The 20,234-nt window shown below is 68.0% G+C and carries 11 protein-coding genes; 5 read left to right on the top strand and 6 right to left on the bottom strand.

Translation table 11 applies throughout. The annotated features are described in order from the left end of the window. Window positions 1-20 precede the first annotated feature (20 nt). Genes NZ773_08875 through NZ773_08865 form a run of 3 tightly spaced genes read left to right on the top strand, consistent with a single transcriptional unit; the run spans window position 21 to window position 1,161 of the window. Window positions 21-392, top strand: coding sequence for a hypothetical protein (locus NZ773_08875; GenBank protein MCS6802037.1), 372 nt, complete (start codon window positions 21-23; stop codon window positions 390-392). A 57-nt stretch (window positions 393-449) separates the two neighbouring features. Next, window positions 450-584, top strand: coding sequence for a hypothetical protein (locus NZ773_08870; GenBank protein MCS6802036.1), 135 nt, complete (start codon window positions 450-452; stop codon window positions 582-584). A gap of 28 nt (window positions 585-612) precedes the next feature. After that, entirely contained in the window at window positions 613-1,161 is a 549-nt protein-coding gene (locus tag NZ773_08865) for a hypothetical protein (GenBank protein ID MCS6802035.1), read from the top strand. A 3-nt stretch (window positions 1,162-1,164) separates the two neighbouring features. Here the strand turns inward: NZ773_08865 and NZ773_08860 are convergent, their stop codons facing one another. Then, complete coding sequence (locus NZ773_08860; GenBank protein ID MCS6802034.1) at window positions 1,165-3,813, bottom strand: fused MFS/spermidine synthase; 2,649 nt, start codon at window positions 3,811-3,813, stop codon at window positions 1,165-1,167. A gap of 160 nt (window positions 3,814-3,973) precedes the next feature. On the opposite strand from NZ773_08860, the gene pdxH reads away from it, so the two are divergent. After that, window positions 3,974-4,603: a pyridoxamine 5'-phosphate oxidase gene (gene pdxH, locus NZ773_08855; protein MCS6802033.1), complete on the top strand. Its 630-nt coding sequence runs from the start codon at window positions 3,974-3,976 to the stop codon at window positions 4,601-4,603. Between the two features lie 133 nt (window positions 4,604-4,736). After that, a complete protein-coding gene (locus NZ773_08850) occupies window positions 4,737-7,697 on the top strand; it encodes a hypothetical protein (GenBank protein ID MCS6802032.1) in 2,961 nt (986 codons plus the stop codon). Between the two features lies 1 nt (window position 7,698). Here NZ773_08850 and infA read toward each other — a convergent pair whose 3' ends face one another. The 5 genes from infA to NZ773_08825 form a co-directional block, all read right to left on the bottom strand. Then, window positions 7,699-7,917: a translation initiation factor IF-1 gene (gene infA / locus NZ773_08845; protein ID MCS6802031.1), complete on the bottom strand. Its 219-nt coding sequence runs from the start codon at window positions 7,915-7,917 to the stop codon at window positions 7,699-7,701. A gap of 178 nt (window positions 7,918-8,095) precedes the next feature. Beyond that, the gene (locus tag NZ773_08840) at window positions 8,096-8,434 is read right to left on the bottom strand and encodes a zinc-ribbon domain containing protein (protein ID MCS6802030.1); all 339 of its coding nucleotides are present in this window, start codon (window positions 8,432-8,434) and stop codon (window positions 8,096-8,098) included. Between the two features lie 179 nt (window positions 8,435-8,613). Next, window positions 8,614-12,456 carry a fused MFS/spermidine synthase gene (locus tag NZ773_08835; GenBank protein ID MCS6802029.1) on the bottom strand — a complete coding sequence of 1,281 codons (3,843 nt, stop codon included), beginning with the start codon at window positions 12,454-12,456 and terminating at the stop codon, window positions 8,614-8,616. A 28-nt stretch (window positions 12,457-12,484) separates the two neighbouring features. Continuing rightward, a complete protein-coding gene (locus tag NZ773_08830) occupies window positions 12,485-16,300 on the bottom strand; it encodes a fused MFS/spermidine synthase (GenBank protein MCS6802028.1) in 3,816 nt (1,271 codons plus the stop codon). 67 nt (window positions 16,301-16,367) lie between these two features. Continuing rightward, entirely contained in the window at window positions 16,368-20,204 is a 3,837-nt protein-coding gene (locus tag NZ773_08825) for a fused MFS/spermidine synthase (protein ID MCS6802027.1), read from the bottom strand. Window positions 20,205-20,234: the final 30 nt, after the last annotated feature.

The following is a 20,234-nucleotide window of genomic DNA, read 5'->3' as shown; positions in this document are numbered from 1 at the left end:
CTTCTTGGCGAGGGAGGAAAATGGCGCCCGTGCCGCCGGTCTTCACTGTGCCGCCGCTCGCTGTCCTCGCTGAGGCGATCACGCTCGCTCGCCTCATCTGGCGGCTGCTCTGGGATCGGCGCGTCCCGCGTTCCGCCAAGCTCGTCGTTCCTGCGGCACTCGCGCTGCTGCTCTCACCCCTCGATTTTGTTCCGGATTTCCTGATCGGTCTGCTCGGTCTCGGCGTGGTCGACGACCTCACGATTGTGCTGCTCGCGGCGCGGCTGGTCATCGCGCTCTCTCCGCCCGAGGTGGTCGCCGAGCATCTGGCGCGGCTGCGCGGGGTGGTGACCCGGCCGAGCGTGGAGGCGACGGTTCGCCCCGTGAGCGGCACGTCCTCCCCGCTACAATAGGGTGCTGGCCGGCAAACCGCAAGGCGATGCCGGTCATCTCGTGAGCGGTGGGCAAGAATGGATCTCATCTTCGTCGCTATTTTCCTCGTCACGACGCTTGTCGTAGCAGCGCTCTTTGTCCGCGGGTTCCTCAAGCTGCTCAGCTTCCGCGACCCTGTTCCTCCGGGGCAGGGGTCGGCGTCTCAATCGTGATCCCTCCTCGCTTCGGGGTCGAGCGGCGGTGAGTCCCTCCCGCCGCTTGCTTGGGGTGGCGGGGCTGGGGCTGGTCCTGCTCGGCGTGGTCGTCTTGCCGGCGGTCCTGCCGCCGCTCCCCGCGACGTGGGCAGGCCAGTTCGTCATCCTCGCCGGCTGGACCGCGCTTGTTCTAGCGGCTGGTCCGCTTGCGGCGCGTCTGGTTCGTCCGGCTATCCTGCTCTCCGCGACAGTTGCCGCGTTTGTCGGCTTTGCCGTCATTTTCGACCTGCCGCTCTTTGGCGAGGGGGTGCCGCGCACGCTCGGACTGGTCGCGGTGCTCCTCGCCGTGCTGACGATCGGGTGGCTGGTCCTCCGCGGGGTGGGGCGGGTTGCGCTCCTGCTCACGGCGGCGATTGCCGGGCTCGCTGCGCTCGGCCAGCTCCTGCTCTGGGTCGGCGTTCTGCTGCTGCCACCCGGCGAACTGATCTTGCTCCCCGTGAGCGGTCCGGCGAATGCAGCGCGCTGGACGACCCTCTCGCTCTGTGCTCTCGTTGCCGTCGTGATCGGCGTCCGCCGCCTCGACCTGACTGCCTGACGATCACTCGTCGAAGAGCAGCATCCGCACAAGGGCGTGCTGCTGGTCTTCGACACGCCGTTTCAGTCGGCTGAGCATGGCGATCAGCTGCTCGTCGCGCGCGCTGCCGGGCGTCGGGATGAACCAGAGGCGTCCTTTCGCGGCGAAGTCGCGCAGGGTTGCCTCGGTCGCCGCATCGAGCGGCGCGTCGGCCGGCAAAACGATGTCCGGCAGAGGCGGGGCCGCCAGCGCTGTCAGCAGCGGCTTGAAGGCGGGATTGCCGTAAACAATGCCGTCGCCGGGCCGCGCCGCGTGCGCGAGGTGGGTCGCGGCGGGGAGCCACCGCAGGTCAGGGACAGAGCCGCCGCTCGGCAGCGAGAGGTAGTACTCGATGTACGGGTTCGCGTCAGTCATGACCGGCCCTGCGCCGGCGTAGAAGGCGAGTTCACGCGGTCCCCCAACATAGCCGCGGAGGAGGTCATCCGCCGTTCTCAGGCCGGCTGCTTCGAGCGCCGCCGCGAGCGGGAATGTCTGGAGGCGGGTGTTCAGCCGCTCCGGCGTCACCCGCACCGGCTCACGCGAGCCGACGAGGATCGCGCCGTTCTCCCACATCGTCGCTCCCGGAAACTCCTGCAGGAAGGTGCGGACCATCATGCGGTGGGCGGCAGGGGGAAGCGTCGGGTCAACCCATTGGACGAACATCCCGTCGTCTTTGAGCGCCCCGCGCACAAGCCGGTAGAAATCTGCGGAATAGAGGTTCGCCGCCCCCGCGTTGCGCGGCAGAATGGGGTCCGACTCGATGATGTCGAACTTCCGGTTCGTGAGCAGCAGGTAGTTCCGGCCATCGTCGATGACCAGCGAGACGTTCGGCTGGCGCAGGACATCGTAATTCGCCGCTCGAAACAGTTCGGCCGCTTCGACGACCCCGGGCACGAGTTCGACAATCGTGACATGGAGGCCCGGGTGAAGCGCGGAGGCGCCCGCGGTCGCTCCCACGCCGAGACCGATGATCAGCAGTTCGCGCGGATTGGGATGGAGCAGCGGTCCAAGGTGACCGAGACGGTGATGAAAGCGTGCTTGCGGCCCGCCGTCGGCGCCCATGCCTTGGCTGTTCACCTTCAGGTAGAGCCGCGTATCGGGCGCGCGGACGACGGAAACAGTCGCGTCTTGTCCTTCATGCAGCCAGATTGTGCGCAGCCCCCGCGCTTCGCCTTCGGAAAGCGCGACGTAGAGATTTGGCGACGCGACGGCGGCGACAAGGAGCACCGCCGCACCGACCGCCGTGAAAGCGAGGCGCAGCCGCCATGGCGGGCGGGCGGCGAAGAGCACGGCGAGGCCGGCGAGGATATTGCCGAGCGAGAGCAGCCAGAGCGTCCGCTGCGCGCCCAAGAGCGGGATCAGGACAAGGCCGGCCGCAAGAGAGCCGCTGACCGCGCCGAGCACGTTCGCCCCATAGACCGAGCCGATCCGGCGGCCGACATCGGTGCGTCCTGCGGCGTAGAGCAGGGCGGCGACGGGGAAGGTGACCCCCATCAGGAACGCGACCGGAAAGATCGCTGCGAAGGTGAAGGGGATCATGAACTGGGGACGCCCGAGCAGATACGCGCCTTCAGGAGCGCCGCGGAGGAAGAACGCCTCCAGCCGCGTTGCCTGCGCCATAAACGCGAGCGAAAGCAGGGCGAGCGCTGCAATGGCGATCTCGAGCCCGACAAAGATGAGCACCCAGTTGGCGCGCCGCTTCAGCAGGGGGTTGATCGCCCAGCTGCCGACCGCAATCCCCGAAAGGATCGCGCAGAGCATCAGCGTAAAAGCATAGACGGTGCTGGGAAGGATGCCGGCCAGTACGCGCGTCCAGACAACCTCGTACGCGAGCGCGACAAACCCCGAGAGGCCGTACGCAGCGAGCACGGTCGTCGCTACCGTGGGCGAGACGCGAAAACGCGGCGCCTCGGCAGAGACGGCATGCGCCACGGCGGCATCGTCTGCGGCCGGAGGACGGAGCGGACCGAGCGCCAGCGCCACCCAGAGCGCGCCGACAGCGAGGTTGAATGCGGCGGCGATTCCCACCGTGGCCGGAACGCCGAACGAACCGATGAAGACGAAGCCGGCAAGGAAGGCGCCGGCGATTGCGCCGAAGGTGTTCGCCCCATACAAAAAGCTGACGGCACCGGAGAGGCTGCCGGCTTGCTGAACAACGGCGCGGACGACGAGCGGGAGGGTCACGCCCATCAGCGTCGTCGGCGCCAGCATGATCGCGAAAGCGAGCACAAAGCGGACAGTCGTGACGAGGAGTGGGGTTTCGGGCAGCTGGAGCGCAAGGGCGCGGTAGAGCGGCTGGAGGAGCCCCAGCGCAGGGAGGCTGACAGCGCCGAGCGCCCCGATCACGATCTCAACGAGCCCGTAGATAAGCAGCGGGTTCTTGAGGCGGTCGGTGATACGGGCAGCGAGCAAGCTGCCGATCGCAAGACCCGCCATAAAGGCGGCAAGCACGGCGCTGGTGGCGTGGACCGTAACGCCGAAGATGAGCCCAAGAACGCGGAACCAGACGACTTGGTAAATCAAGCCGCTTGCGCCCGTCAGCAGCAGCGAGAAGGCGAGCAGGGCAGCAAGGACGGCAGGGCGGGCAGCGCGAGAGGCGAGGGGGCGGGCAATCGATTGCAGGGCAGTGGTCATCACGTCCCTTCGCCGGCGGAACACCAAGCTGCCGCGGCGCGGCGCGCCCGGAGTATAGGGAGCTTCGGCGCAGAGGACCACTCGCGCTGGCGCGGGCGCGCTACACTTTTCGCGGACCCCACGCCGGGAGGGCGTTCTGGAAACTCCTCTCTCGACTGCGCTGGCGCAGCTGCGGATCGAGTATCGTGATACGCCGCTAGATGAATCGTCGGTCGCCGCCGACCCTCACGAGCAGCTCTGCCGCTGGATAGCCGACGCGATCCGGGCCGGTCTTCCCGAGCCGAACGCCTTCACCCTCGCGACGGCCAGCAGCGATGGCGACCCAGCTGCGCGCGTTGTCCTCGCCAAATCGCTCGACGAGGGGAAAGTGATCTTCTACACCAATTACGAGAGCGACAAGGGCCGTCAGCTTGAGGCCAATCCCCGCGCTGCGGCGGTCTTCTTCTGGCCCGAACTGCAGCGCCAAGTGCGGCTGAGCGGCCGGGTGGAGCGCGTGGGGCGTGAGATGACGCGAGCCTACTTCCAGACCCGTCCCGAAGGCGCCCGCCTGAGCGCGTGGGTCTCCCCCCAGAGCCGGGTTATCCCCGACCGCGCGTGGCTCGAGCGCGAACTGGAGCGCGCCGCTCAGGAGCCGGGGATCCGCCTCATCGAGCCGCCCCCCCACTGGGGCGGCTACGCGCTTCTGCCCGCGCGCTACGAGTTCTGGCAAGGCCGTCCGAACCGCCTCCACGACCGGCTTCGCTACGTGCGTCAGGGCGACGGCTGGCGGGTCGAGCGTCTCGCGCCCTGACGGCGGTGCCCGCCGCGGCCGCGCCGCTCTCGGGATGCCGTCCCTCCCGCGCAGACGCTCCCGCAGGATCGATTCTCTCGCGGCGCAAGCGAGTTGGTTGACGGTCACGGAGACCGCACCTAGCATCCCCGCGATGACTCCTCGCGGTGCGGCGGTTCGTCCGGTTGCCCTGCTGGCGCGTCGCTCGCTCTTCTGCGCGCTCCAGCCGGCAGCCTCCCAGCTGATTTGGCTGCTGGCAGTGACGCTCGCGGCGCTGCCGGCCGTCTGGCCGCTGACACGCTTCCGCTTCCTCTCCTCCCACGACGGGACCTATCACCTGTTGCGGCTCGTTGCGCTCGACCGGCTCGCCCGCCAAGGCGAGCTGTTCCCAGGGTGGTTTCCAGACTTTGCCTCAGGATATGGCTATCCCCTGCTGAGCTTCTATCCGCCGCTCTCCTACTACCCCGCCTTGGCAGGGCATCTGCTCGGGCTGGGCTATGTCGATGCGACGAAGGCGGCACTGGCAGTGCCGCTCGTTCTTTCCGGGATCGGGGCGTATCTTCTCGGGCGCGACCTCTTCGGCTCGCGGTGGGCAGGGTGGCTGACGGCGGTCGGCTTCATGTATGCCCCCTATCATCTGATCGATACCTACGTCCGCGCGATCCTCTCCGAATGCTGGGCGTTTCCCTTTCTCCCCCTCACGCTGTGGTCGCTCCGTCGCGCCGCCCTCGGCAGCCGCGCCCATGTCGGGCTTGCCGCGCTCTGGTGGGCCGGGCTGATCCTCGCGCACAATGTCATCGCGCTGTTCTTCACTCCGCTCGCGCTCCTGTTTGGGATAGCGGCGGCATGGTCGGCATCGGGCCGCCGGCAGGCGCTTGCCCGGGTTGGCGGGGCGTTTGCGCTCGCGCTCGTTGTCGGCGCGGCCTACTGGCTGCCAGCGCTCGCGGAAAACCGTTTCGTCTCGACCGGCAACTTCAATACCCCCGCCTATCGCCCGGAAGAGCATCTCAACGCACTGGATGAGCTGGTTGCGACGGAACTGTTTCATGAGTATGCACAGTCGCCCTTCCGCTTTGGGCTTGTTCAGACGACCCTTGCGCTCCTCGGCCTGCTCGCTTGGCCCTGGGCCCGCGGGCGGCGCCTCGGCATCGCGTTCGGCGCACTGCTGACGCTGCTCTTCGGCGCGCTGCTGACCAGCCTGCTGGCATGGGTGTGGAGCGCGATCCCGCTTGTCGCCTACGTTCAGTTCCCGACGCGGCTGCTCAGCCTCGCCGCTCTCGGGACCGCGCTGCTGACCGGCGCGCTCGCTCTCTTTCCCATCCCGGCGCGGTGGGTGGCGGGGCTTGCCGGCGCGCTCCTGCTGATCGCTGCGGGGGTGGCCACCATCGACCCCCCGCCGCTCTGGCCGCGCGACGAGGATCTCTCTGTCGCCACAATCGCGCGCTTCGAGCACGATAGCGGCATCATCGGAACAACGACCGCCGCCGAGTATCTGCCGGTGTGGGCGCGGGCAGGCTTCGTTCCGCCCACCGAAGGGTTCGCGCCGCCCGTCGGCACGAAGGACGATCCGGCCGTGGGGGCGGCGGTCGTGGCCGCGGGCCCGCTCTCGCTGCGGCTGGAGACGACCGCCGACCGTCCTGCGCCGCTGCGCCTTCACGCCTTCTATTTTCCCGGCTGGCGGGCGACCGTCGATGGCCGACCGGTCGAGCCCCGGCCGAGCACTCCCCTCGGGCTGCTCACCGTTGACCTCCCCCCCGGAACTCACGTTGTTGAGGTCGCATTCGGGCCGACACCCCTTCGCCTCTTCTGCCTCGCGCTCTCCCTCGGCGGGCTTGGGCTCGGGATGGCACTTGTGGCGGGGCGGCGGGGTGTGGTCGCACTGGGGAGCGGCCTCCTTGCCCTGACGATCGCGCTCCGGCTGGTGCAGAGCGCGGCGGCAGCCGCCTGGACAGCGATCCCGCCTGTGCCGGACACGCCGGTTGCGCTTGCGGGAGGCCGGCTCCGAGCGAGCGGCGCGTTTGCCGAGGCGGAACTCTTTTGGCTTGCTGCTGAAGAAGCGCCCTCCGACCGCCGCTTCGGCATGCGTCTCGTCGACGCTGCTGGGCAGACGGTCGCTGAGAAGTGGAGCCGCCCGATTTTCTCGACCAGCACCACCGAGGCGTGGCACCGCAATGAGCTCGTGCGTGACCTCCGGGTCTTACGGCTGCCGGATGGGGCGCCGGCAGGACGCTATCGCGTCGACGTTGCGCTGCGTCCTGAGGAGTGGCACCGCGCTGGCGACGTCGTCCTCGCGAGCCCCCACGCCGCGCCGCGCCCTCTGATCGAGCGGACTGCGCGCTTCGGCGAGACCTTCTTGCTGGAAGGGATTACCTTCGCCGTGGGAGGGCGCCGAGCCGACCCGGCGCCAGCGGCAGACGCGGCGGGGAGCGGGGGAGCAGTGATCGACCTGACGCTGCACTGGCAGCTCCTCCGCGATGTCGACCAGGGATACACCGTGTTCGTCCATCTCCTTGATCCGCTTGGGCGGCGGGTCGCCCAGCAAGATAATCAGCCCGGCGGCGGCTTCGCCCCAACAACGAGTTGGCAGCGCGGCGTGGCGGTCGCCGACCCCTATCGCTTGCGCCTGCCGCGCGATGCGCTGCCCGGGGTGTACCAGATCGATATCGGCTGGTACCTGCTCGCTGACCTTGAACGTCTGCCTCTCAACGGCGGCCCGGCGAGCGCGTTCACGGCAGCGCGCCTGCGGGTGCCGGGTCCAGTCCGCCCGCCGGAAGAAGGGATTGCGCTCTTCGACGGCCGGGTAGCGCTTCTCGAGGCGGCGCGCGCCGGCGACAGTCTCGACCTCGTCTGGCAGCTTCGCCAGCCGGTTTGGGAGCCGATCCATGCCTTTGTTCACGTCCGTGACGCTGCTGGGCAGATCGTTCGCCAAGCTGATGGCGCCCCCCTCAGGGGAAACTATCCGTTTGCGCTCTGGTCAGTGGGAGAAACAGTTCGAGAGCGGCGCTGGATCGGGGAGGTCCCCCTCGATGGCACCGTCGCGGTCGGGCTTTACATCCCGGAGCGCGGGGTTCGCCTCATGACTGCTGACGGGCAGGAGATGGTAGTGATCCGCTGACTTACTTGAATCGATAGGTGATCCGCCCCCGGGTCAGGTCATACGGAGAAAGTTCGACGAGAACGCGGTCTCCAAGCAGGACACGGATGTAATTTTTTCGGATCTTTCCCGAAACATGAGCGAGCACTTCGTGATCGTTCGCCAGCCGGACACGAAACATCGCGTTCGGCAAGGTATCGACGACTGTCCCTTCAACTTCAATCGTCTCTGATTTAGCCATAACCCTCCTGAATCGACTGATCGCTGCCGGGGCTGCGCAAAGGGCAGCGCTCATTCCGTCAAACGGGCGAGCTGCCATCTGCTGCCCTGGTCTTTCAAATAATACCCGACTGATTGCGGCGATGAGAATGGCCCGCTAGAAGCGGGCCAAGGCGATCAGAACCGAAGAAGAGCAGAGCTCAGCGGAAAGAGCGCACTTGGTCGAAGCAGTCGGAGCAATAGACGGGCCGGTCCCCGCGTGGAGTGAAGGGGAGCAGCGCTTCGCCGCCGCAGGAGGAGCAGGTTGCGCGTGTGTATTCGCGCCTCCCGTTGCTGGTCACCCTAGTTCCTGAGAACGGGCCGGCGCCTCCCGAGGCCGCCTGCGCAGCAATTCGCGCCTTGCGGCTCGCTCGACAGTCTTGGCAGCGGCTTGGGTTGTTCAGGAACCCTTTGGAGAAGAAGAATTCCTGTTCGCTGACGGTGAACACAAACTGGTGGCCGCAATCTCGACAGGTGAGGGTTTTGTCTTGCAACGCCAAGGAGCAGCTCCTCCCGGAGGTGTGGGTGTGGGGGAAAGACCGGTCCCGGACCCGGGCCAGGCACGCTCCTGGCATTCCGGTTTATGTCTTTCGTTGCCGAACTGTACCAGACGGCGCTCCGCCCGGCAACAGCGCGCCTTTCCGCGGCCAGCGCGCTGCTCCCGACCCGGCGAGCGGTGTCAGGGGAGCGGGAGCACGACGGCATCGCCTTCGGCGGTCGGGAGCCGCTGCCCGGTTCGGGGGTCATAAAGCCCAACCGCAAGGCGCGCGCCGGCAGGGTCGGCGCGGAGACGGTGGAGGTCGCCGATGCGTTGGCCGGGCAGCCATCCGCCGGTCGGCGCTCCGCCTGCTGCCGGCGGCTGGTCCGACTGGGCCACAATCGTTCCGCGCTCGTCGAGCAAGTGGACAAAGACGACGTAGTTCGTCGGCACGTCGCGCTCCGCGCGCCAAACCAGCGTCACGGCAAGGTCTGCGCCCTCGCGGCGGATCGAAAGCCCCTCGAGGGCGATCAACTCGCCGAAGTGCGCCCCGAGGGGGATCTCAGGAGGAGCGGGAGCAGGCAGGGGCGGCGGCGCGATGATGTCGACGCGGCCGAGCCATTCTCGGTTGTCGGGGGCCGCCCGGTCGACGATCCAGACGTCATAGCGGCCGGACGGCGTCCCCGGGCGCACCCGCACCCGCCCGTCTTGGCGGCTGATCGTGCCGGCTCGGCTGTCTCGCCGTCCCACATCAAGCTCGGCGGCGCCCGCGGGACGCTCTGGGCTGCCGACCACGAGCCGGACTGTCCGCGTTGCGCCGTCGGCGAGCTGCTGCCAGTAGAGTGCCGCTTCGATCTCGTCGCCCGGCCGGCGCGGAGCGAGGTCGAGGGTGAAGCCGGCAAGGCGGACAGCGTCGCCGAATGTTGCGCTCGAAAGGGCCGCCGCTTCGACAGCTTCAGCTGGGAAGAGACGGGTCGTCTCTAGGACCGTGACGTCGCCAAGAAGGACGCGCTGTCCCGGCGCGTTCGGGGCGGCAGGCACCAGCCGGCTGCCATCCGCTGGACGGTAGAGATCGAGGTCGAGACGATAGCGCCCTGCCGGCGTTCCCGGCGGGATGAGGATGCCGATCCGGTCGAGGACGCGCGTCCCGGCCTTCCACGAGGACGTCGGCGCGTCGCGCGGGAGCCGGTCAGAGGCAGCAACGACCTGTCCGGTCGGCCCGATCAGGCGGACGGCGATCTTGACGTCACTGTCGAGATCCTGCAGCGCTTCGACGTGGAGCGCCACGCGAAGGATGTCGCCTACGCTCAGCTCGCGCCGGTCAACCGCCCAGCCGACAATGCGGATCGTGTTGCCGAAGTCGAGACGCGACGGCTGGAGCGCCGGCTCACCGCGCGCGCTCGCATAGAGGTGGACGCGGATGTTGCCGATCAGCCGGTTCGACACTTGGTAGGCATTGCCGTTGAGCCAGCGCTCGAAGAACTGGTCGTTCTCATTCTGCCACCAAGGGATGAACCAGAGCCGCTCATGCCGGTCGAGGAGCGCCTTGAGCGCCGCAGCGACCTCGCTCTCGCGGCCGGCGACGCCGCTCGGCGGATAGTACTCGGCCAGCTTGGCGGCGTGGAAGGAGCGGAAGAGTCGGGCCACCGACGCTTCGCTGAAAACAATGGCATCGTCGGGCCGTTCGCGCGCCGAGATGTAGGAGGCGACGCGCCGCCAGCGCAGGTCGGCGCCAAGCGTTCCGGAGGGAATGCTGTTGATGTACTCGATGACGGGATAGCGGTCCGAAATGACCGGGCCCGGCCCCAGAAATGCGCGCACTTCTTCCGGGCGCGCGACAAATTCGCGCATCAGGTCGTTGACCCCGCGAATGCCCAAGTCGTCCAGCACTGCCCGAAGACGGGGATGCTGAAATTTTGCCTCGATCGCGTCGTAGTCGAGCCGCAGCGGCCCTTTCGCGCCGACGAGGATCGTGCCGTGATACCACATCGTCGCTTCGGGGAACACCTCGTAGAACGAGCGCACCATCATCTTGTAGGCGTGCTCGGGCAGCGAAGCGTCTACCCATTGGACCATGATGCCGTCGTCCTTCAGCGCTTGGCGGGCGAGGCGGTAGTAGTCGACTGAATAGAGGTTCGCCGCGCCGGCGTGGGTGGGCCAAATCGGGTCAGACTCGATGACATCAAACCGCTGGCCGGCAAGGAGCAGGAAGTTGCGCCCGTCGGCGGCGACGATGGTGACGGCAGGGTTCTGATGCAGATTGAAGTTGACATGGCTGAACAGGGGCGCCGCCTCGATCACTCCCGGCAGCAGCTCGACAACGGTGGTGCGCGTTCCGGGGTGGAGCGACGCTGCGCCGGCGGTCTGTCCAACCCCCAGCCCGACGACGAGCACCTCGGTCGGATTGGGGTGGAGCAGCGGACCAAGCAGCCCAAGCTGGTAGTGGAAGACTGCTTCCGCCCGCGAGTCATTGTTCTGTCCGGCGCTGTTGGTGAAGAGGACGAGGTTGCCCTCAAGGTCGCGCGCTACCCGGACGTTAGCGTCCTGCCCTTCGTGGAACCAGATCGTCTCGGTTGTTTGGGGGTCGGTCGAGAAGAGCGTGCGGTAGACATCGGGCGAGAGGAACGCGAGCAGGAGAAAGAGCGCCGCGCTCGCCGCAGCGACAGCGAGGCGCGGTCTGACGCGCTCGGGGGTGGCGAGCAGAATCCCAACCCCAAGCAGGGCGTTGCCGATCGCGAGCGCCCAGAGGGCGCGCTGAGCGCCGAGCAGCGGGATCAGGACCAATCCTCCGCCGAGCGAACCGGCGAGCGCGCCGAGCACATTGACGCCGTAGATTGTGCCGACCCGCCGGCCGACATCGGTGAAGCCGCTCGCATACAGCTTGGTCGCGACGGGAAAGGTGACGCCCATGAGGAAGGCCGTCGGCCCGATGCAGAAGAAAGCGAATGCCAGCATGAACCACGGCTCGTTGACAACGAGCGTCTCCGCCGTCCAGCCGAGCCAGCCGCGCACCAGCCCCTCGACGCGATAGGCGTGGGCGATGGCGGTGAGGGAGAGGACGGCGGTCAGGCCGAGGGCGACCTCGAGGATGGCGAACCAGAACAGCCAGTTCGCGCGCCGGGTGATGATGCCGTTCACTGCCCAGCTGCCGAGGGCGATCCCGCTGAGAATGGCGCACAGCATCATCGCGAAGGCGTAGACCGTGCTCGGGAAGATCCCGGCGAGGAGACGCGTCCAGACAACCTCATAGGCGAGAGCGATCGCGCCGGACAGGCCGTAGACGATGAGCACCAAGCGCGCCGTTGCGGGGGAGATCCGCTCGCTCGGACGGAGCTCTGCCACTGCGTCGACATTCGGCGGCGCAGCTTCAGTCTCGCGGGGAGCAGCGAGGGAGAGCGCGATCCACAGCCCTCCGACGAGGAGGTTGATCCCGGCGGCAATCGCTGTCGTCGCGGTGACGCCGTACCAGCCGATCAAGTAGAACGCCGACGTGAAGGCGCCGGCCACTGCGCCGAAGGTGTTGGCGGCGTAGAGGAGACTTACATTGCGCGACAAGCTGCCCGCCCGCAGAAGCGACGAGCGGACGACAAGCGGCATCGTGGCGCCCATCAGCGTTGTGGGGAGGAGCATGATCAGAAAGGCAAGGACGAAGCGAATGACCGAGAGCACCAGCACGGAATCGGTCACTGAAAGCGCAAGCGCCTTGTAGATCGGCTGGAGCAGGTCGAATGCCCACAGGCTGCCGAGCCCGAAGACCCCGATAGCGATCTCGACGATGCCGTAGGCAAGGAGGGGGCGCTTCATGCGGTCGGCAAAGCGGCCGGCGAGAACGCTGCCGACCGCCAAGCCAGCCATGAAGGCGGCGAGCACGGCGCTTGTCGCGTGCACCGTCACCCCGAAGATGAGGCCGAGAACGCGAAACCAGATGACTTGATAGATGAGGCCGCTTGCGCCGCTCAGGATGAGGGAGAGGACGAGCAGGCCGACGAGCCCAGCCGCTCCTGTCAGCAGACTGCTGCGTGCCGGCGTCTTCGCGAGTTCCATTCAGGCGCGAGTTATAGCAGACCCCTGATCAGCCGGCTAGCGATGGCCAAGGCAGGACCACGAAGTCGCTTTCCCCGATGGGAAAGCGGATGAGAGTGGCACTGTCATACAGCCCGACGATGACGCGGCTCTCGGGAGGGATCTCCCCGATCCGCAGCAGATGGAGATCCTCAATTGCTTGGCCGGGCAGCCAAGCCGTTGTCGGGGCGGCTCCGCCGGCAGGAAGCTGGTCAGACTGGGTCAGGATCCGGTTTGCGGCGTCAAGCACGTGGACAAAGACGGTGGCATTGCGCTCGGTCTCTTTCCGTGCCTGCCACACCAGACGGACTTCGAGGCGGTCGCTCTGCGCCGTCACGGTGGCGCCGATGAGGGTGGCAAAATCGCCGACGGGCGCATTCAAGGTGATCGCGGGAGGGGAGGGGGGTGGCAAGGGGGGGCGTGCCACAACGGCGAGGCGTCCCAGCCAAGCCGGTTGGCCGCCGTCAGCAAGCCAAAGGTCATAGCGTCCTGGCGGGGTCGCCGGGGGAATGCGCAGGTCGCGGTCGAGGCGCTGCACCGTGCCGACAGGACGACCGGCTTCGCCGACGCGGAGATCGAGCTGCGCGAGAGGCCGAGCCGGCTCGCCGAGCACAATCTTCAGCGTCGCCGCTGCGTCCGGCTCGACCGGCTGCCAGAAGGTGGTTAGGCCGACAAGGTCGCCGGGCCGCGCGGTCAGCGTGCTGATCGACAGTCCGGCAAGGCGAAGCCCTGCCCGGACAAGCCGAGGGTGGGTGTCGGCGACGATCGCTTCTGGCGCGAAGGCGCGGTCGCTCGGGCGCACGGTCAGTCGGCCGAGGATGACGCGCCCGTCAGCTGCGCCCGCCGTCGGCCGAAGAGGCTGGCCGTCGTCCTCGCGATAGACCGACGTCTCCAGCCGGTAGTCGCCGGGCGGCGTGCCCGGCGGGATCAGCAGGGCGGTCCGCTCGCGCCAGCGGAAGCCGGCGCCGAGCCCGGCAGACTCCTGATCGCGCGGCTGGCGGTTCACCTCGGCGATCAGCCGACCACGCTCATCAACAAGGCGGAGGCTCGTCTTGTAGTTGTCATCGAGCGGGGCGATCGTCTCCCAGTCGAGGAGGATGCGTCCAAACTCGCCTGGCGCCAGTTCTGTCCGGTCGATAGCCCATGCGGTCAAGCGGATGCGCTGGCCGAACTCAGCTCGGCGCGCCTGAGGAGCGGGCTCGCCAGCCGCGGACAGGAAGAGCAGAACGCGCGTGTTGCCGAGTGCGGTGTCGAGGGCACGGTAGGCGGCGGCACTAAGCCACCGCTCGACGAAGATATCGCTGTCGCTCTGCCACGCCGGCACATACCAGACCCGCCGGTGCCGGTCGAGCAGACGCTGCAGTTCGCGCGCCACCTCCGCGTTGCGTCCATTGAGCGGCCAGGGGGCCTGATATTCGGCAGCCATCTCGCGGTGGTAGCGGTGAAACTGCCAGCGAACTCCGGCATGGGTGAAGACGGCGGCGTCAGTCGGCTCCTCGAACGCCGCGACAAAGCGAGCGACGCGCTCCCAGCGCAAGTCGGCGACGCCGCCGTCCGTTGGCAGGGTGCGCATGAACTCGATGGACGGATGGCGGTCAGTGATAATCGGTCCCTCGCCGACATAGGCGCGAATCTCGTCGGGCCCGGCGACATACTCGCGGAGCACGTCGTAGCTGTTGTGGAAGCCGAGCCGCGCGAGATGCTGGCGCGGACCGGGCTGCTGCAGATTCTCCTCAACGGTCAGGCGGTCGAGCCGAAGCGGCTGCTTCGTGCCGATCAGCACCGAGCCGTTAAACCACATGGTCGTTTCCGGAAAGACGGTGAGAAAGGTGCGGACCATCAGTTTGTAGGCGTATTCGGGCAGCGTGTCGTCGATCCATTGCACCATCATGCCGTCGTCGCGCAGCGCTTGGCGAGCGAGCCGGTAGTAATCGGCAGAGTAGAGGTTCGCTGCGCCCGCATTCTTGGCGCGAATGATGTCGGCGACGATCACATCGTACTCCCGCTCGCGGAACATCAAGAAGTTGCGCCCATCATTGACAATCATGCGCACATTCGGCCGGTCGTGGATCCCAAAGTTCACCTCGCGAAAGAACCGCGCTCCCTCGATAACCCCGGGATACAGCTCGACCACCGTGACCGTGGCGCGCTCGTGCAGCGCCGCTGCCCCCGGCGTCGCGCCGCCGCCGAGGCCGATCGCGAGCACGTCGCGCGGCCGCGGATGCAGCAGCAGCCCGAGGTGGCCGAGCAGGTAGTGAAAGCTGAGGATCTTCTCATCGTCGCTCGCTTGGCCTTCGCTGTTGATGTAGAGGATTTGCTGCTGGCTCGGATTGCGAACGACACGCACCGTGGCATCTGGCCCTTCAGCAAGCCAGATGGTGCGCTCGCCGCGCGGGTCGGTTGCAGACAGCTTGGCGTAGAGGCTCGGCGTCAGCAGCGCCGTGCCGGCGAGCGAGACGGCTCCGGCGAGGGCGATTGCGGCCCGCACTCGCCGCTGGCCGGGCGCGACACCGAGAACGAGGAGCGCGATGACGGCGTTGCCCAGCGCCGTCAGCCAGAGGGCTCGCTCTGCGCCGACGAGCGGGATGAGGATCAGACCGCCGGCAAGCGACCCAGCAATCGCGCCGAGCGTGTTCGCGCCGTAGATTCGGCCCACCCGGTCTCCAAGGCGGCTGCTGGTCGAGGCGTAGAGCCGGGCTGCAACGGGAAACGTCACCCCCATCGCAATCGCCGCTGGACCGATCGCCGCGAATGCAATCAGCGCCATCACCGCCGGCTCTTCGAGGAGCAGCCCTCCACTCACTCCTAGGAGCTGGCCAAGCAGGCCTTCCAGCTGAAACGCGCTCGCGAGCGTTGCGATCGACAGAAGAGCAGTGACGGCAAGCCCCAGCTGGCAGCCGGCGTAGACCAGCGCCCAGTTGCGGGCGCGCTGGAGGAAAGGCGTGACAAGCCAGCTGCCGAGCGCGATCCCGGCGAGGATCGCGCAGAGCATCAGGGTGAAGGCGTAGACCGTGCCCGGGAAAATGCCGGAGAGCACCCGCGTCCAAATCACTTCGTTGGCGAGCGCGGTGGCGCCGGAGAGGGCGTAGGTGCCGAGCACGACATTGGCGAGCGTCTGGTTCGGGCGGAGGGGATCTGGCAGCGCCGGGGCGCGGCCCGTCTCGGGCGGCGGTGCCAACGGCTCGAGCCCGCGCGCCGCGACCGCCCAGGTCACCCCGATACCGATGTTGAAGGCGGCGGCGACTGCAACTGCTACCGTCAGCCCGTAGACCCCGATCAGGAAGAAACCGGCGGTGAACGCGCCAACGATCGCGCCCAAGGTGTTGCCGGCGTAGAGCAGGCCGATGTTGCGGGCGACGGCAGGGGAATGGAGCGCCGATGCCCGCACGACCAGCGGAAGCGTCGTTCCCATGAGGGTCGTGGGGATCATCATGACGAGAAAGCCGAGCGCGAAGCGCAGGCCGATCAGGAGCGGGTTGCCTTCGCCGAGCACGCTGGCCGTAGAGCGGTAGAGCGGCTGCAGCCCGTCGAGCAACGGCAGACTGGCGAGCCCTGCTATTCCGATCCCGATCTCAACAAGACCATAGCCGCGGAGTGGGTCGCGCAGGCGGTCGGCAACGCGGGCGGCGAGAAAGCTCCCAAGCGCAAGGCCGGCCATGAAGGCAGCGAGCACGGCGCTTGTCGCTTGGACAGTGACGCCGAAGATCGTGCCGAGGAGGCGAAACCAGACTACCTGGTAGATGAGGCCGCTTGCGCCGGTGGCGATGAGTGAGAGCGCCAGCAGCCACGGCAGGGCCGTCCGGAGCAGAGTGCTCGTGGACACCATACCGTATGTCCGGCGTGGAGCCCGGCTGAACATCGCGCGGAACGGTAGCGTATCCCGGCGGAGGAGGCTAGGGGGGCGGCAGCCGAACCGCGCTCTCTCCGCCGACGGCGACGCGTTCGCCGGTCAGCGGATCGTAGAGGCCGATCGCGATCGCCCCGTCGGCCGGAGGGGCGAGGGCAAGGCGGTGGCGGTCGCCGACTTGCCGTCCCGGCACCCAGCTTGTCGTTGGGGCCGCGCCGTCTGCCGGCACCCGGTCTGACTGAGCGACGATCCGTCCCTCGGCATCGAGGGCGTGGACGAAGACAAGGTAGCTGCGCGCGATGTCCCGTTCGGGCGTCCAGACGAGGTCGAGAAGGAGGCCGGCGCTGTCACGCTGCGCGGTCAGGCCGTCGAGGGTGGCAATGTCGCCAAATCGCGCGCCGACTGCCAGCGCCGGCGGCGCCGGGGCAGGGAGGGGCGGCCATGGGATGAGCGGCACGGTCCCAAGCCGCAGCGGCGCCGACCCTGCCTGCTCGACGATCAGCCAGACGCCGTAGCGCCCTGCGGCGGCAGTCGGCGGGATCCGCAGCGCGAGATCCACCCGCTCGATTGTGCCCGGCTCGCGCGCGCTCCCCGCAGGCAGTGTCGCAGCGGTGAGCGGCGCGCTTGGGTCGCCGAAGAGAAGGCGGGCGGGGGGACGGGCGGCGCGGTCGAGCGGCTGCCAAAAGAGGGTCACCGGCACCAGATCGCCGGGACGGCGCGTTGCCGGCGAGAGCGAGTAGCCGACCAGTTGCGCCGGACCGTAGCGGACGATGAGCGGGGTGTTCGCCTCGATGGCGCCGGCCGGAAACGGCCGCGCATCAGGAAGCACGGTGAACGAGGCAAGGGTGACCCGGCCGGCGGCATCGCCTCCGGCGGCGGGCAGCGGTCCGCCCGTCGCCTCGCGATAGTAGGTCAGGTCGAGGCGGTAGTCGCCGGCCGGCGTTCCCGGGGGAATGAGCAGTCCAATCCGGTCGACGACCCGCTGACCGCGCCGCCACTCCTCAATCGGCGCGTTGCGCGGCAGCCGGTCGACTTCCGCGAGCACCCGGCCGCTGCGATCGACAAGGCGGAGCGAGGCCTTGATGTTCTCGCGGATATCCGTCTGCGCCTCGACCTCGAGCGCTACCCGAACGGCTTCGCCCGCCGCTGCCTGCTCGCGCTCGATACCCCAGCCGCGCAGCCGGACGGTATCCCCGAAGCTGACATCCGCCGGCCGCAGGGGGAGCGAGGCGGGGCCGGCGTAGCGGAGGACGCGCACGCCGCCAAGCCAGCGGTCTGCAATCAGATAGGCGCTGCCGTTCAAGACCGCCTCGGCGAGCACATCGCTGTCGCTCTGCCACCACGGCACTAGCCAGATCCCCTCCTTGCCTTCGGCAAAGCGGCGGAGGTCCGCCTCGAGAGCGCGCTCGCGTCCTTCAACGGTCGGCGGCAGGATGAACTCGGACAGCGTCCCGCGGTAATACTCGCGCAGCCGCTCCCGGACGTCGCCCGCGCCGTAGACGATGCCGTCATTCGGCCCCTGGCGCAGCTCGATATAGCGCGCGGCTCGTGCCCACTGCGGCGTTGCGCCTGGCCCCTCGAACGGCACGGTCCGGATGTACTCGACGGCTGGGAACCGGTCGGTTACCTGCGGACCGGCCCCCGCGAAGGCCCACAGGTCGTCGGGGCCGGCAGTGAAATCGCGGAGCACCTCGCTGGCGTTGGTATAGCCAAGGGCGGCGAGCGCCTGGCGCAGTTCGGGGTGGTTGAACTTGCGGGCGATCGCCTCCGGGTCGGGCACAATCGGCTGCGGCGAGCCGACGAGGATCGCGCCGTTATGCCAGAGGGTTGCGTAGGGGAAAGCGTCGAGAAACGAGCGTAAGAGCATCCGATAGGCCGCGCCGGGCAGGGTGTTCGTCAGCCATTGGACCATCAGCCCGTCGTCGTTCAGGGCGCTTCGGGCCAGCTTGTAGTAGTCGGTCGAGTACAGGTTGGCCGCGCCGGCATTCGTCGGCAGAATGGGGTCCGCTTGGATGACATCGAACTTTTGGCGGCTGAGGAGCAGGAAATTCCGTCCGTCGTTCACCTCGATCGCGACATTCGGCCGGCGGTGGACGTCGTAGTTGATGTGGCGAAAGAGGCGCGCCGCCTCGACGACGCCGGGATACAGCTCGACCACTCGGACGCGCGATTCGGGGTAGAGCGCGGCAGCGCCCGGCGTCGCGCCCACCCCCATGCCGATCACCAGCACGTCCCGCGGCTCGGGATGGAGGAGCGAGCCGAGATGGCCGAGCCGATAGTGAAACTGGAGCCCGCTCCCGCGATCGGTCCCTTGATGCTCGCTGTTGATGTAGAGCACCCGCGTTCCGTCGGCGAGCGAGTCTGCAACGCGTACCGTCGCGTCTTGCCCTTCGTGATACCAGATGGTGCGCTCGTTCCACGGGATGGTTGCGAACAAGGTCCCGTACAAGTCGGGTGTCAGGAGCGCGGCGGCGAGGGCGACTGCTGCCGCTGCGCCGCCGAAGGCTGCCTTTCGCTTCAGGGGCGCTGGAGCGAACGCGAGCACTGCTGCTCCGGCGAGGAGGTTGCCCGCCGCGAGCAGCCAGAGGGTGCGCTGCGCTCCCAGCAGCGGGATCAAGATCAAGCCTCCTGCCAGTGACCCGGCGATCGCGCCGAGCACGTTCGCGCCGTAGACGAGCCCGACCCGCCGCCCCGCGTCGGGATGCCCCGTTCCGACAATCTTCGCTGCCACTGGAAAGAGGGCGCCCATTACCAGCGCGGCCGGACCGAGCGCGACGAGCCCGAAGCCTGCCATGAACCACGGCTCGCCGAGCAGCGGGTCGCGCTGCCCGACGAAGGCGCGCACGGTTCGCTCGATGCTGTAGGCGTTGGCGAGGACAGCGATCGAGAGCAGACCGAGCAGCCCGAGCAGCCCTTCAAGAGCGGCGAAGATGAGCGGCCAGTTCCAGCGGCGGTGCAGCAGCGGCGAGATCAGCCAGCTTCCCGCCGCGATCCCGAAGAGAATGGCGCAGAGCATCAGGGTGAAGGCGTAGACCGTGCCGGGGAAGATGCCGGCCAGCACCCGCACCCAGACCACTTCATAGGCAAGGGCAATGAAGCCGGAGAGGCCGTAGACGGCAACGACGGCTCCAACGAGGGGCGGCGGAAAGGCAGCGTCTCGTGAGGCGCTCACCGCAGCGCGCGGTCTTTCGGTGGAGGCAGCATGCTTTCCCCGCGAAGCGCCTAGCCACGCGACGCCGACGGCGAGGTTAAGTGTTGCGGCAATCGCGGTCGTCGTTGTCAGGCCAGAGAGGCCGATGAGGTAAAAGCCGGCGAAGAACGCTCCGGCAATTGCGCCAGCCGTGTTGCCCGCGTAGAGCAGTCCGACGTGGCTCGCCGCGAACCCGGAGCGAAGTGCTGTCGCTTTGACGACGAGCGGCAGCGTTGCGCCCATCAGGGTAGTCGGGATCAGCATGATCAGAAAAGCGAGCGCAAAGCGGGCGGTGGTGAGCACGGGGAGCGAGTCGGTAACGGTCATCGCAAACCAGCGGTAGAGCGGCTGGAGGGCGTCGAGCGCCCAGAGGCTGGCGAAGCCGGCCAGCCCGATGACGATCTCGGCGACGGCATAGGCGCGCAACGGATTGGCGATGCGGCCGCCATAGCGCGCCATCAGGAGGCTGCCGATCGCGAGGCCGGCCATGAAGGCGGCGAGCACGGCGCTTGTCGCCTGAACCGTTACCCCAAAGGTCAAGCCGAGAGTGCGGAACCAGACTACCTGATAGATCAGCCCGCTCGCGCCTGTCAGAACGAGGCTGAACGTCAGCAGGAGGGGAAAAGCGCGCTGGAAGGAAGGGGCGACACTCGCGGCGCGAGGCCAAGAAGTTTCGCGGGGAGCGACAGTCATTGCGGGCCGGAATCTAGGCGATGCCCGCTC

The sequence above is a fragment of the Dehalococcoidia bacterium genome, assembly GCA_025054935.1.
Classification (GTDB): Bacteria; Chloroflexota; Dehalococcoidia; order SpSt-223; family SpSt-223; genus JANWZD01.
The sequence above is the reverse complement of the archived record's forward strand: the minus strand, read 5'-3'. Positions and strand labels throughout refer to the sequence as shown.

Excerpts from the sequence above, each read along its gene's own strand:
- NZ773_08875 (MCS6802037.1), top strand. The coding sequence starts at position 21 with ATGGCGCCCGTGCCGCCGGTCTTCACTGTGCCGCCGCTCGCTGTCCTC.
- NZ773_08870 (MCS6802036.1), top strand. The coding sequence starts at position 450 with ATGGATCTCATCTTCGTCGCTATTTTCCTCGTCACGACGCTTGTCGTA.
- NZ773_08860 (MCS6802034.1), bottom strand. The coding sequence starts at position 3,813 with ATGACCACTGCCCTGCAATCGATTGCCCGCCCCCTCGCCTCTCGCGCT.
- NZ773_08850 (MCS6802032.1), top strand. The coding sequence starts at position 4,737 with ATGACTCCTCGCGGTGCGGCGGTTCGTCCGGTTGCCCTGCTGGCGCGT.
- infA (MCS6802031.1), bottom strand. The coding sequence starts at position 7,917 with ATGGCTAAATCAGAGACGATTGAAGTTGAAGGGACAGTCGTCGATACC.
- NZ773_08835 (MCS6802029.1), bottom strand. The coding sequence starts at position 12,456 with ATGGAACTCGCGAAGACGCCGGCACGCAGCAGTCTGCTGACAGGAGCG.
- NZ773_08830 (MCS6802028.1), bottom strand. The coding sequence starts at position 16,300 with ATGGTGTCCACGAGCACTCTGCTCCGGACGGCCCTGCCGTGGCTGCTG.
- NZ773_08825 (MCS6802027.1), bottom strand. The coding sequence starts at position 20,204 with ATGACTGTCGCTCCCCGCGAAACTTCTTGGCCTCGCGCCGCGAGTGTC.